The following is a 13,303-nucleotide window of genomic DNA, read 5'->3' on the forward strand; positions in this document are numbered from 1 at the left end:
ACGTTCATGGGTAAACCAACCGGTTTTATAGAGCATCGCCGTGAAGTGGCAACCGAAGCCGCTCCATTGGTCCGAATTGGCCATTGGAAAGAGTTTGCGACGCCGCTCACGGATGATAAATTGCAGACGCAAGGTTCAAGATGTATGGATTGCGGCATTCCGTTTTGCCACACAGGGGCTTTGATCAGCGGTATGGCAGCAGGCTGTCCGGTCAACAATCTTATTCCGGAATGGAATGATTTGGTGTATCGCGGGCAATGGAGGGAGGCTCTGGACCGTCTGCATAAGACGAATAACTTCCCTGAATTTACAGGCCGTGTTTGCCCAGCGCCATGTGAAGGTTCCTGTACAGTGGGTCTCAAAGACACGCCTGTCACGATCAAAAGCATCGAGAAAGCCATTATTGATAAAGGCTTTGCCGAAGGCTGGATCAGACCGGAGCCGCCGGAAGTGCGCACAGGGAAAAAGGTTGCCGTTGTAGGCTCGGGTCCATCCGGACTCGCTGCCGCAGCGCAGCTGAACAAGGCCGGGCACTGGGTTACCGTGTTCGAGCGCGCGGACCGCGTAGGTGGCCTGCTTATGTACGGCATCCCGAACATGAAGCTGGACAAAAAGTACGTCCAGCGCCGTGTAGATCTGCTTGAAGCGGAAGGGGTCACATTCATTACCGGCGCTCACGTCGGTGTGAACTATCCGATTGAGAAGCTTCAAGAGGAGTTCGATGCCATCGTGCTGTGCGGCGGAGCCACCAAGGGTCGCGACCTTCCGATTGAAGGCCGCGAGCTGGGCGGTGTTCACCTGGCGATGGAATTCCTCAGCAAGAACACGAAAAGCTTGCTGGATTCCGAACATGCCGACGGTGAATTTATCTCCGCGGAAGGCAAAGACGTTATCGTAATCGGTGGCGGCGATACGGGAACGGACTGTGTGGGCACTTCTTTGCGCCACAAGTGCAAAAGCGTGACGCAGTTCGAGATCATGCCGAAGTCCCCGGAGACGCGACCGGCGAACAATCCTTGGCCGGAGTGGCCGAAAGTTCTCAAAGTAGACTACGGCCAGCAAGAGGCAGCGGCAGTTCAAGGCGAGGATCCGCGCCAGTACTTAATCAACACGAAGAAATTCGTAGGGGATGAGCACGGCAACTTGAAAGAGCTGCACACGGTGCTGATCGAGTGGCAGAAGAACGAGAAAGGTGCGTTCGTCCCTGTGGAAGTGCCGGGCAGCGAGAAAGTGTATCCGGCGCAGTTGGTGCTGATCGCGATGGGCTTCACAGGACCGGAGAACACGGTGCTGGATCAGCTCGGCGTCGTCAAAGACGAGCGCTCCAACGCGAAAGCGGAGTACGGCAAGTTTGCGACGAGTGTCGAAGGCGTATTTGCCGCTGGAGACATGCGTCGCGGGCAAAGCCTTGTTGTCTGGGCGATCAACGAGGGGCGCGCGGTGGCTCGTGAGGTTGACCGTTATTTGATGGGGTCATCGAATTTGCCATAGGTTGTAGGGAAAAGGCAGTGAAAAGGCAATGAAAGGCAGAGTCCCTTGGGTTGGGGGCTCTGCCTTTTTTGGATGTAACGCACTCACGTTCGTTATATGCCTTGAAATGACCTCAAACATATCCAAACACAGTCGATGGCTTGTTTGGCTCAAAGACCTGCACTTTATGCTGTCTGTTCCTACTGAAACCGGCGAATGGCCGGCACACAAAGCACACTGCCGACAATGGCCAGGCCGATTGAAGCAAATATCGTGATGGTGATCACGCCTCCGATTTGATCGGCAATCCAGCCCACAAGGAAGTAGCTCAGCGGCAGTAAGGCAAAAGAGCCCAATAAATCCAGACTGACCACCCGTCCAAAAGCTTCCGGAGGTACAAGCTCCTGCAAGCTGGTCTCCCAGATGAGCCCGAAGATCATGAGCCCAAAGCCTTCAACGGCCATGAGTAGGCAGAGCGGGATCGGCTCCGTTGTAAAAGGCATCACCAGCAGTGCAGCCCCGCTTAGAATCACAGCGCCATAGGCAAATATTCCACGGTGATGCCATTTCGTTTTGGAACCAAAGATAATGGCGGCTGCAATAGCTCCTGCACCTGAGCAAGTAATCCCAATCCCGTACATCAATGGATCGAGCCCCAAATGTACTTTGAACAGCCAAGGGACCAGAATGACAATAATGCCGTTGTAGCAAATATTAATGAAACAGAAGGCCAGAATCGTGATCCAAAGCCAAGGGTGACCTTTAAGGATCTTAATGCCCTCTAGAAACTCGCGCTTCCACGAGAAGGTGGATTTGGCATTTGTATGATTTGCATCGGCATGAACCGCAGCTCTACTCTCACCATTAGCTTTGGCCGGTTCAGCTTTACTGCTTGCGTATAGTGATTTTTTTACGAGCAGCAGTAGGCATAGATAGGAAATTAGATACGTTAACGCATCTAAGCTGAATCCGTAGCTGGCGGATACAGAAGAAACAATGATCCCGCCTAAGACGGGGCCAATAATCCTAACGCCTTGATTGCTCATTTGCGTAAGCGCGTTGGCGGCATTGCGAATGTCCGGAGTGAATACGGTTGCGCGTACTGCTGAATAGGCAGGATGAAAAAGCCCTTCCATGAGGCCGTAGATACCTACTAATCCGAAAAGCATGTGGATGGACAAGGTGTCTGAGAAAATAAACGCTGCAATAGCCAGCATGACGATGAAGCGGACGAGATCGGAAAGCATCATGATCTTCACTCGATCATATCGATCAACAATCCATCCCGACAGGGGGAGCATGAGGACATAAGGCAGCATATAGGCAGTCATGACCAGCCCCATCATCGTTGTTGACCCTGTGAGCGAATAAACGACCATTGGTAAAATGACGGTTGTAACGGAGCCCCCGAGCATGGAAATAAGCTGGCTGAGCCATAAATAGGGGAAGGCACGCGACTTAACGAAAGGAATCAGAAACTGGTCGAACATGCGTGGCTTTTTGGGAATCGGAGCTTCGATTTGCATAGAAGTTTGCTCCTTCTTTAGTAGATAAGTAAGTATAAGCTTTATACTTTGCTTCGCATCTACCTTGAAAACACGCTCGTCCTAAAGGGCGACGAAGTCGTTTATCCTTGGTAGATTCATTGGTTCAGTAAGCCCAAGGATAGTAGATGCGTGTTTGGAAGTCAATGGGGGATGAAGAATTTACTCAGCTGAAGGTCTGTGTGTAGAAGGACGGTTGTCAAAAAACTTATCATGGCGAATGAGCCAACACAATCTTTGGACGATGAAACATCTTTACTGGAACAGATAAACGTGAACATTTCCTCAACTTCATGTACAATAGGATGAAGTAAGCAGCATTGAACTAGGCTGTACGAAACGGAAATGGAGGGTGCACATGAAGAAAGAGAATCTCATGACGCCGGCAGAGCTGAGTGTGCTGTTAGCAGAAAATGGCGAGGACTCTCTTGAGTTTGACGCAGATGAACCGCTTGGGGAACGGCATGTGAATGCTCTGCAAAAAGCAGTCCGGCTGCTCGCGCGGCAGGTGGCTGATCTGCAAGCTCAGCTTCATGAGCACCTTGAACTCCATGATAAGCAGCAGGACCAGATGCTGCGGCAGATGAAGTATCAAATGGAAAACAAACTCTATGAGCAGATTGTACATCGAGTTACGGCCAGGCAGGATGTTCCGGTAGCTGTAGAACGAATAGAGTTGAAGGAAGCACAAGAGGCTTCTTCAAACATGTTGACGCTTTATTCGGAAGGACCGGCACAGGCGGAAGAGCCGCAGCCCATGTATTCCCGAGTGAAAAGTTACCGTAAAATCCGGAAAAGAAAAAAAGGCTTCCTCGAGAGGCTTTTCGAATAGTCAAAGCTGCGCGACTTGCGTCGGGGGAACGACGGTCCGCTATTTGCCCCCAAAACAGCCATTTGGAAGGTGATTGGGAACTAGGATCCGCTATTCTGATGCTAATCGGCTAATTATAGCTATCCGAGGGCAAATAAGGCCCTGTAGTTCCCCTTGGAACGCGAGCATGGCTGGTTTTTCCAAAATAAAGTCCTGTAGTTCCTTTATCGGCAAGAACGATGGTTGCAGCAGCGAAGGCGCGGATTTGGCACATAGGGTATGCTGCCCCGAAAGCGAGCAGCACAAAAACAGCGGTACAAGTATAGAACTTGTATCGCTGTTTTTGTTATCGTTTCGCACTGCGCTTAGATCTACAGCATCCCTTCCTCATGCGCTTTTTTGGAGGCTTGCACACGGTCGCGAACGTCCATTTTGGAGTAAATGCTGGAAATGTAGTTTTTCACCGTACCTTCGGACAAAAAAAGCTTCTCGGCGATCTCCTTGTTGTTCAAGCCATCGGCGATGCAGTGAAGCACCTGTACCTCGCGCTCGCTCAGTCCGTAAGCGTCTGTGCGGGCAGGCAGTTCCTCGCCGGCATGCCGAGACACATCGGAATCGCGAGTGGCAGGGTCAGCAGCGCCCTTGGCTTGCTGGACAAGCATTCGCGCGATGTCCTGGGGGATGAGGGTGCCGCCTTGGTGCACCCATTTAATGCCGGCGGCCAAATCCTTCGGATGAATGGCCTTGAGCAGATAACCTTCGGCTCCCGCTCCCAAGGCGTCAACAACATAAGTGATATCCTGAAAGGTGGTCAGGATAATGACGCGTATTTGCGGCCATGCCGTTTTGATCTTACGGGTTGCTTCGACCCCGTCCATAACGGGCATGTGAATGTCCATCAGGACTACATCAGGGCAATGTTGTTCGCATTGTTGGATTGCGATGTGGCCGTTCTCGGCCAAGCCCACGACTTCAATGTCCGGGTCCATCCCGAGTACGATATGCAGGCTTTCTCGTATTAAATCCTGATCATCGACCAGGAGAAGTTTCAACGGAGTTGGGTTCATGCGGAATTCCTCCTAAGCGTTGCTTGCTAATGTTGTGGTATCTATATGTTCATTGTACCACCCGTTGCTTGCTAATGTTGTATTATCTACATAGTTATTGTACCACCCAGCGCTTAGCGGGAATGGAGCACTCTACAACAGTCCCCTGACCGACGGCTGAGCTAACCTGCAAGGTACCCTGGAGCGCAAAGATCCGCTCTTGCATCGCATTGATGCCGAAGCCGACTTTGAGCTGCTCTGTTCCGACGCCATCATCCTCAATGCGGATGCCTACCCGATCACCGGTATAGCTTAGCGTGATATCGACAGAAGTGGCTCGGCCATGCCGCTTGGCATTCGTTAATGATTCCTGCAGGCAGCGTATGAGAGAGAGTTTGGTTTGTTTCGGAATTTCAAATTCCTCGCCTACGGTCGTAAAGCGTATTTGGGTACCGGTATGCAGGGCGAACTCGTTGGCGAGTCTTGTTAATTGCTGCGAGAGCAGCATATCGCCCTCTTTGGGCACCATTTGATGAATGCTGCGCCGTACTTCTTCCAAGCCGTTGCGAGTTACGCCCCGCAGGACGTCCAGTTTTTCTTTGGCTTTGTCAGGGGCGGCTTCAATCAGATAGGAAACAGCGTCCATGCCCATAATGACGGAAGTAAACGTATGTCCAACAGTATCATGCAGCTCGCGCGCCATCCGGTTGCGTTCCTCGAGCAGCGTCAACTGTTCGATTTGGTTGGCGTATTGCTCTAGCGCGTTATTTTGCTCATGGATCAAATAGTATTGACGTTGATTCTCCGCCAGCAGCTTCTCCGTTTTTTCGTTGGAGGTCACAACCCTCTGCAAGCTGAGCCCGATGGCGAAGAAGAGCACCCCATTTAGGATAATGCTAAACAATTCGCCAACCCCCATCCCCCGGTGAAGGATCAAGAAATAGGCGACAGGCATCACGACCAACGAAATGGGAACGGCCCACCAAGCATTTTTTCGATCGGTAAGGAATCCAATGACCATTAATGGGCAATTAATAGTAAGGTATGCATCTTCCTGCATCCATGATAGATAGATTTGTAGCGGAATGCCTGTGAGGAGGACAGAAATCGGGTAGCAGGTCGTATTGATATAGTTAGGTCTCCAGAAAAGAAAAGGAACGCCATAAGAAAGAAGCAGGGCAGCGATCGTTAGAAAAATGTTACCGAGCTCATTTTCATTCATATGGAGCAGCGCGTAGAGCAGGCCAAGCAGCACAGAGCCGGTCAAAACGATAAATAAGGACCACTCCACGCCATGCCACGGTCTTTTTTGAATCATAGAGGAACTCCTTTTAGGTAAACTCGTATAAGAACATTGTACATAATTGTTTGAAAAAACCATAGTGAGCGCAGTCATATTGTCAGCAGCATTGTGTATGACTCTTATGACTTACAGCGTTAGGGAGTGATGAAAGATGACGGCAGCAGTGGATGACCAATCCCCGATTATACAAATTGAGCGGATTACGAAACGAATCGGTGCGAAAACGATTATTGATCAGTTAACCTTCGACGTCCCGCGAGGCGAGGTTTTTGGATTTCTCGGCCCCAATGGGGCGGGCAAAACGACAACCATCCGCATGATGGTCGGACTCATGTCGATCACGGAAGGGGATATCCGGATTGGCGGGTATTCGATTCGGACCCATTTTGAGCAAGCGATTCGTCATGTCGGGGCCATTGTAGAAAATCCGGAGATGTATAAATTTCTGAGCGGGTACCACAATTTGGTTCATTACGCCAGAATGTTTCCGGGTATTGGCGAGGACCGTATTGAAGAGGTCATAGCGCTTGTGGGCATGGAAAATCGCATTTATGACAAGGTGAAAACGTACTCCTTGGGCATGCGCCAAAGGTTGGGGATCGCGCAGGCTTTGCTGCATAAGCCGGATGTGCTCATTCTGGACGAGCCTACGAACGGATTGGATCCAGCCGGCATTCGCGAGCTGCGCGATCATTTGCGCAAGCTGACACGTGAGGATGGCATATCCGTCATTGTGTCCAGCCATTTACTTTCGGAGATGGAACTGATGTGCGATCGGGTTGCGATTATCCAGAACGGGAAGCTGGTAGACGTTAGACTGATCAATGAGTATGCTAGGTCGGATGGCAAGCTTCATGTTGCTTTTGAAGTGGCGTCGCTGGATCAGGCATTGGCTTTGGCGGCAGCTCACTCCACTGAAGCCGAAGTGGCAGGCAAGGATCTCATCCTGATGCTGGATAGGGAAGAAACCGCCTTATGGAATAGACGATTTGTTGAGGCAGGGATTGCGGTTTACGGAATTCGAGCAGCCACCAAGTCGTTGGAAGATCAATTCTTAGAGATGACGGGAAGTGACCCGATTGCTTAATTTAATTCAAAATGAACAGATGAAAATTTATCGCAGGCTGCGCACATGGATTCTGGCCCTGCTGTTGATCATTATTGTGGTTATGGCTGCGCTTGTGTCACATCCGGGAACGGATGCCAACGATAACTGGAAGGCCCGGGCAGCCGATACGATCGAGCATAACAAGAAAGAGTTGGAAAGTACCGACTTACCGGATAAATTTAAACAGAAGATGAAGGAAGACATGGTGCTTCAGCAGTATATGCTGGACCATGATTACCCGCCTGCCGATAATACCCTCTGGGGCGGAGCATTGCGCGCATCGGGACTAATTGTTTTAGTGACCCTGTTTACCGTCATCATTGCGGGTGATATGGTGGCTGGCGAGTTCACCTGGGGGACGATTAAGCTGCTATTGATTCGCCCAGCCAGCCGCGCTAAGATTCTTTTAGCCAAGTATGTAACAACGCTTCTGTTCGCTGCCACTTTGTTAATCGTGATGTTTATCACGGCCATCATTGTAAATGGCTTCTTATATGGCTTTCAAAATATTAGTCTACCGCACTTGACCGTGGATGCGGCGGGGCAAGTTCATGAAGGGAGCATGCTGGTCTATACGTTCGCCACATACGGACTGAAGCTGATAGAACTCGTGATGATCGTGACGCTCGCCTTTATGATCTCAACGGTATTCCGCAGCTCCTCCTTGGCCATCGGTCTCAGTATCTTTATTATGTTTGCGGGGCAGGTAATCGCCATGCTGCTTCTAAGATACAGCTGGGGTAAATACTTCTTGTTCGCCAATACGGATCTCACGCCCTATTTGGAGGGTCAGCCGATTGCGGAAGGAATGTCCCTTGGGTTCTCGATTGCCGTGCTCGTTTTCTACTTCCTGCTATTCAATATCCTTTCCTGGGAAATATTCCGCAGACGCGATGTGGCCGCGTAGGCTCCAAAGACACAAAAAGACGATTCTTAAGGTGAGTTATACCTTTGGAATCGTCTTTTCGTGTCTGCTTATTTTTACTTCTTAATATAAGACTGAATGGCAGCAGGAACTTCCTGCAGGGAATTAAGCTGATAGAACGCACCTTGAGGCGCGATATCAATCGTTCCTGTATTGTAGGCCCAGTCCTGCTCGACAGGAATATGAATGGAGTGGATGCCGGCATGAAGGGCAGGCAGTACATCCGTTTTGACCGAATTGCCGATCATCCACGTATGTTTGCGGTCAAAGCCTTGTTCATGCATGATCGTTTCCATGAATTCTCTGGTCTTATGCACCGTAACAAAGATTCGGTCATGAAAATAGGTGTCTAAGCTCAAATCTTTCACCTTTTTCATTTGAATCGAAGCTTCGCCGCCTGTGTACAGAAATAAACGATGCCCAGCTTGCTGCAGCTGCTCCAGTGTTTCATTCATTTGCGGATAAGGCTCGACGGTGTACTCGTACACCGTATGGCCCAATTGCATCAGCCATGATTCCTCTTTGGCACTCATTTTCCTGTTAAAATGCTCGCTGAACCATTGATACGTTTCAACAAACGATTTGGGAAACCGTTCCGGCATAAAGCCGTGGATGTGGATGCCGGCGAGATCGATTTGGAGCTGCTTTTGTTTAATATCCTGTGCGTGAAGCCCATGCCCGGAAAACCAGGTAAGCATGAGATCGACGAACTGGTCAATGACGACATCAAAATATTTATTGCAATGCACTAACGTATCATCAAGATCAAAAAGTATCGATTGTTCTTTCATAGGCGCTGTCTCCTGCATCAGTTAGAAATGAATTGAATTTCCAACTATTATACCATGCTCCAATCGCATCTCCTAGGATAGCCTTGATGACGCCAGTTCTTACATAGCAATGGTATTGCCTTTATAAGGACTATTTGCTGCGGGTACAGGCTGATTGCCGTTATCCAGATCGCCTTTTGGCTGAGATGCAGCGGGAACGGATGCTGTCTCCATTTTGCTGTTTCCTTGGAAGAGACCGCCTTCTTCGATGATAAAGGAAGCTGCGCTAATATTACCTTGCAGCGAGCCCGTTGACGTAATCGTCAGCTTGCCCTTGGTGATGACGTTGCCATGAACATTGCCTGCAAGAATGACATCTCTGGCGGAAATATTGGATTTCACTATACCGCGCTCCCCGATGATGACGTCCCCGGCACATTCGATATCCCCTGTGATGCCGCCTTCAATGCGAATGCTGGCTTCGGACTTAATTCGGCCTTCAAAGGTGGTGCCTTCTCCGATCAACGTATCGGTCGTATTCGGATTCATATTCATGAGGTTTTTCTTAGCTTTAAACATGGTATCTAGTCATCCTTTCGATTCGCTTTGAGATAAGGTTTAGGATCAATGCTTTCCCCGTTTTTAAGCACTTCATAATGAAGATGGGCGCCAGTGCTTCGCCCTGTGGAGCCTACTAGGCCTATGGTACTACCTTTGACCACATTGTCCCCGTTATTGACGAGGATTTTATTTAAATGCATATACCAAGTGCGCAAGCCCTTGGAATGCTCGATGACGATGTTATTGCCGTGGTAAATATCCTTCCCGGTACTGACGACCTTTCCGTCAGCGGTGGCGTAGACGGCATCATTTTCCCTGGCCCCGAAATCAATGCCGGAGTGAAAGCTCGGGCGATGCGTAAAGGGGTCGGTTCGGTAACCAAACGTCGAGGTGACGACCTTGATATTCGTCGGAAACAGCGTTGGTGTGATGGCGAGCAGGTGCTGTTTATCGGCAACCTTTTGCTTTGTTTCGGTTAAGCTGGTTTGCAGCTCTTTCACTTCGCTGGTAAGAGCGGTAAAAGAAGCTAAAGTCTGCTCGCCAAGCTTCATAATAGCTTCCTGTGAAGCTGGATTAGGACTTCCGCCTATTCCGCTGATCGCGACGGACGATTGTTCCTCCGCGGGTTTGTCTTGCGTGTTAGATGATGCGCTGGCAAGGGCTTTGCCTTCAGTGTTTGCATCGATTCCGGCAATGGATTTGAGATCATTTTCAAATTTTTTCATTTCCTCGACTTCTGTTTTCATCTGCTCCGCTTGCTGGGACAATTGAATCACTTCATTTTGCAGTTCTTCAATTGCCTTGTCTTTGGACGTCAATGTAGCGTTCCATTGCTGGTTCGCCCCACTTAGTTTAGCCTGCAGCGCATTGGCTTTTTTGGAGGTTTGTGCGTGCAAAGCATATGTAATAAGTGTAATAAGGAGCAGCAAAGTGAAGCATGCTGCGGCGATGTAAGCGAATAAATGGGGTACTCGAAACCTGACGACCGATTGATTAGCATCGGGTATGATGACCAGCGTCAGTTTTTTGGGCTTCCATTTGAGCTTCATAAAGGCAAATTTGTCTCCTTGTCGTGGTTGAATTTGGTAAATAGTTTCTAACAACATCATTCGTCATTATCCGATAAAAACCTTCCTAATACCTAGTAGTCCTAGTCAAAATGAGTCGAAAGTAGGAAGGAATAGTGTCAGATATAATCGAATCTTCTTAACAATTACAGGAAAGTCAGCAGATTTGGAGTGGAGGCAATCATGATTAAGCTTGCAGGTATTGATATTGGTAACGACAGCATTAAGCTGGTTCTGGATGGTTCCAAGGAACCGTTAGTCATCCCGAATATTATAGCGCCAGGTTACGAAAGGCATATGTTGCAGGAAGAAGATTCCCCGTGGAAAGCGCTAGACGTCATGATTTACAGTCCCTCTCTTTCACAAAGAAATCAGCGTTATTTCGTCGGTCAGCTCGCGCTGGAGCACGAAGATAACCAAGAACTTGAAGACACCGATAATAAAGCGATTTCGGATCAATCCCTGATTGTGGCGCTAACGGCGCTGGCTTATCAAGGTCTTACGAATCAAGCTTTTAACACTGGATATGGCAGTGTGGACGAAGTCGAGTATACGCTGGGAACGGGTCTGCCCGTCCGCGCATTCGCGAAGTACAATCAACAATTCGAGCAAAGATTGCTTGGCGAGCATGAAGTGACGTTTCTATCCACACCGCAATTACATAACCGCAAGATCAAAGTGTCCATCCGCAAGGTAGCGGTATCCATTGAAGGCGCCGCAGCTATTTTCCATTTGGCTACGCATGACAGCCTGCAAGTGAAGGACGAAGAAATTTACAACGGTTGTATCGGCGTATGCGAAATTGGCGCGCTCACCACTGACTTTCCTGTCATCAAACGCATGGCGATTGATAATCATTTCAGCCATGGCGAGCAAATTGGCATCGCGACGTATCTTGATGCGGTTATTCGCGATGTGGAAGATGCTTATGGCTATATGTTTCCAAGCCGTGCGAAACTGGTGCAGCGCATTAAGAATCGGAATTTCACGATCCAATTGCTTGGTGAAGGGCAAGTGGACATTCGGCCGATCGTGGATCAGCATTTTCGGCGCGCTGCTTTGCGAATGATCGAAATGATCAAGAAGCGTTGGCGCAAATACCCGGACATTCAGTGCTTCTACGTCATAGGGGGAGGTGCATCTGCCCTAAGACCTTATATCCAAGAGGCAGCAGGTTCACTCAAATTGCGTTTCGCAGGTGAAAGTGAATTCCTAAATATGTACGGCTATTTGAAGGTGGCCAAAAGTAGATTAGCTCAAACAGCTCCTGTCTAATAAAAGTGCAAGCACCTGTCCATCAGGTGCTTTTTTTTTTGCGCCCTGTTATTTGCCGGCTTCCGCTTGCTTCAGCTGACTCACCTCCATATAAGTCGTAATGGCGGACAACAGCATGCAGACGGCGAAAATGACGGCGCAGACGGTTCCGATTCTGGAGTGGTATTTACTGAAAGTTAGTCCCGTTAACACGCAAAGGGCTGCCAAGATAATTAGCGTATTTCCGCCCCACAGCCAGTGCCTGTACGAGAGTTGCTGACTTAGCCGGCCGATCTTCTGCGACGGGTTCACGGCGGGATGCTGTCCGCTGGAAGCAAGATTGTTCGTAGACGGATGTTTTTTCTTTTGCCGGGCAGCAGCCAGGGTGATAATGACCATGACCAAAGGTTGATAGGCAAGGACGATGACCGGCGTACTGTAATTGGAGAACGTCAGCAGTTCTGCTGTGCTTTTGAAAGACATATGCGTCGTGATGATCATGAACAGTGCTACCGGCTTATTGATTGTCGGATAGTTGCGCTTGTTCAGAAGAGAAGAAATGCCGAGCAGAAGCGCCATATAGATCGCGATAATCTTACAAGCAATAGTCGGGTACCAAATCATCAGAATGATGAGATCTACCCGATCGAGAAAGTCGGTGACATGAATCGTTTGGACCAAGTTGTATAGGGGATATAGAAAATTTCCCGGCATCTTGGGTCCGAGAACGACCAGAATCAAGAAGATCGACAAGGTGAGCAGAAAAATGCCAAGCAGTGATCCATGACGGATGGATGACCGGACTTGGTTGGCATTAGACATCATATGAAGAAAGGCGCCAAGAATGAAGATGTCACCGGCGCTGCCGAGCGTAAGCAGGGAACCGGCGGCTACATGCTGCATCGGCATGGTCATCGCAGGCGTAACAAGTCGGAAATAAAACTCGTTGGACAGCAGGAGCGGCATGATCAGTATGGAAACGACGAAGAGTGGGTAGAACAGATCATTTACCCGAGCGATGACTTCCACGCTGCTTTTACCAAAATAAATGAGCAGGAGGCAAGGCAGTAAGATTAATATTTCAAGCGGTGTATTATGAAGCAGCAGCGTCGTACTGAATCTCGCAACGGACGAAATGTCACGCATCACGATTTGCCAGAAATGAAACAGCATAATCAGATTGACGATCGTTCCGCCTACCCGGCCCAGCACCTCAATGGAAATTTCGAAAATATGCTTTTGAGGGTATACTTTCGTGATATAACCAAAAAAGCTTGCCACCCCGAATACATAGAAAACAGCCGGCAAATAACTGTACCAGGCATCCATCTGGGAGATGCGGATCAGGACATTTTGTAAACTTAGAACCCCACCGCTCGTGATGACGGAGGAAGCTAACCAGGAGAGCTGCCGCTGATTGATCACTTGTTTGTTATCCATGGTG

Annotated in this window: 12 protein-coding genes; 5 read left to right on the top strand and 7 right to left on the bottom strand. The window is 49.2% G+C overall.

Annotated features, from left to right (window positions below; translation table 11 throughout):
- Positions 1-6 precede the first annotated feature (6 nt).
- On the top strand, positions 7-1,491 hold the full coding sequence (locus J2Z65_RS21200) for a glutamate synthase subunit beta (protein WP_167051799.1): 1,485 nt from the start codon (positions 7-9) through the stop codon (positions 1,489-1,491).
- Between the two features lie 179 nt (positions 1,492-1,670).
- Here the strand turns inward: J2Z65_RS21200 and J2Z65_RS21205 are convergent, their stop codons facing one another.
- The gene (locus J2Z65_RS21205) at positions 1,671-2,996 is read right to left on the bottom strand and encodes an MFS transporter (RefSeq protein ID WP_167051801.1); all 1,326 of its coding nucleotides are present in this window, start codon (positions 2,994-2,996) and stop codon (positions 1,671-1,673) included.
- A 376-nt stretch (positions 2,997-3,372) separates the two neighbouring features.
- Between J2Z65_RS21205 and J2Z65_RS21210 the strand changes: the two genes are divergently transcribed.
- Positions 3,373-3,846 (top strand): hypothetical protein, encoded by a 474-nt coding sequence (locus J2Z65_RS21210; protein WP_167051803.1) that lies wholly within the window; start codon positions 3,373-3,375, stop codon positions 3,844-3,846.
- 350 nt (positions 3,847-4,196) lie between these two features.
- On the opposite strand, the gene J2Z65_RS21215 is transcribed toward J2Z65_RS21210, so the two are convergent.
- Both J2Z65_RS21215 and J2Z65_RS21220 read right to left on the bottom strand, forming a co-directional pair.
- Positions 4,197-4,892 (bottom strand): response regulator, encoded by a 696-nt coding sequence (locus tag J2Z65_RS21215; protein ID WP_167051805.1) that lies wholly within the window; start codon positions 4,890-4,892, stop codon positions 4,197-4,199.
- Positions 4,893-4,986: 94 nt separating this feature from the next.
- Complete coding sequence (locus tag J2Z65_RS21220) at positions 4,987-6,189, bottom strand: sensor histidine kinase (RefSeq protein ID WP_167051807.1); 1,203 nt, start codon at positions 6,187-6,189, stop codon at positions 4,987-4,989.
- 136 nt (positions 6,190-6,325) lie between these two features.
- Between J2Z65_RS21220 and J2Z65_RS21225 the strand changes: the two genes are divergently transcribed.
- Both J2Z65_RS21225 and J2Z65_RS21230 read left to right on the top strand, forming a co-directional pair.
- Positions 6,326-7,261 (top strand): ABC transporter ATP-binding protein, encoded by a 936-nt coding sequence (locus J2Z65_RS21225; RefSeq protein WP_167051809.1) that lies wholly within the window; start codon positions 6,326-6,328, stop codon positions 7,259-7,261.
- A complete protein-coding gene (locus J2Z65_RS21230; protein ID WP_167051811.1) occupies positions 7,254-8,189 on the top strand; it encodes an ABC transporter permease in 936 nt (311 codons plus the stop codon). Before J2Z65_RS21225 ends, J2Z65_RS21230 begins: the two co-directional genes overlap by 8 nt.
- A 74-nt stretch (positions 8,190-8,263) precedes the next feature.
- Here the strand turns inward: J2Z65_RS21230 and J2Z65_RS21235 are convergent, their stop codons facing one another.
- From J2Z65_RS21235 to J2Z65_RS21245, 3 genes are all read right to left on the bottom strand, one after another.
- A complete protein-coding gene (locus tag J2Z65_RS21235; protein ID WP_167051813.1) occupies positions 8,264-8,998 on the bottom strand; it encodes an HAD family hydrolase in 735 nt (244 codons plus the stop codon).
- 99 nt (positions 8,999-9,097) lie between these two features.
- Positions 9,098-9,556, bottom strand: coding sequence for a bactofilin family protein (locus J2Z65_RS21240; protein WP_167051815.1), 459 nt, complete (start codon positions 9,554-9,556; stop codon positions 9,098-9,100).
- A gap of 5 nt (positions 9,557-9,561) precedes the next feature.
- A complete protein-coding gene (locus J2Z65_RS21245) occupies positions 9,562-10,587 on the bottom strand; it encodes a M23 family metallopeptidase (RefSeq protein ID WP_167051816.1) in 1,026 nt (341 codons plus the stop codon).
- A gap of 201 nt (positions 10,588-10,788) precedes the next feature.
- Here J2Z65_RS21245 and J2Z65_RS21250 point away from each other — a divergent pair, with 201 nt between their 5' ends.
- Positions 10,789-11,880: a ParM/StbA family protein gene (locus J2Z65_RS21250; RefSeq protein WP_167051818.1), complete on the top strand. Its 1,092-nt coding sequence runs from the start codon at positions 10,789-10,791 to the stop codon at positions 11,878-11,880.
- 48 nt (positions 11,881-11,928) lie between these two features.
- On the opposite strand, the gene J2Z65_RS21255 is transcribed toward J2Z65_RS21250, so the two are convergent.
- Positions 11,929-13,299 carry a GerAB/ArcD/ProY family transporter gene (locus J2Z65_RS21255; protein ID WP_167051820.1) on the bottom strand — a complete coding sequence of 457 codons (1,371 nt, stop codon included), beginning with the start codon at positions 13,297-13,299 and terminating at the stop codon, positions 11,929-11,931.
- Between the last annotated feature and the right edge of the window lie 4 nt (positions 13,300-13,303).

It is taken from the genome of Paenibacillus aceris, from assembly GCF_017874035.1.
Classification (GTDB): Bacteria; Bacillota; Bacilli; order Paenibacillales; family NBRC-103111; genus Paenibacillus_E; species Paenibacillus_E aceris.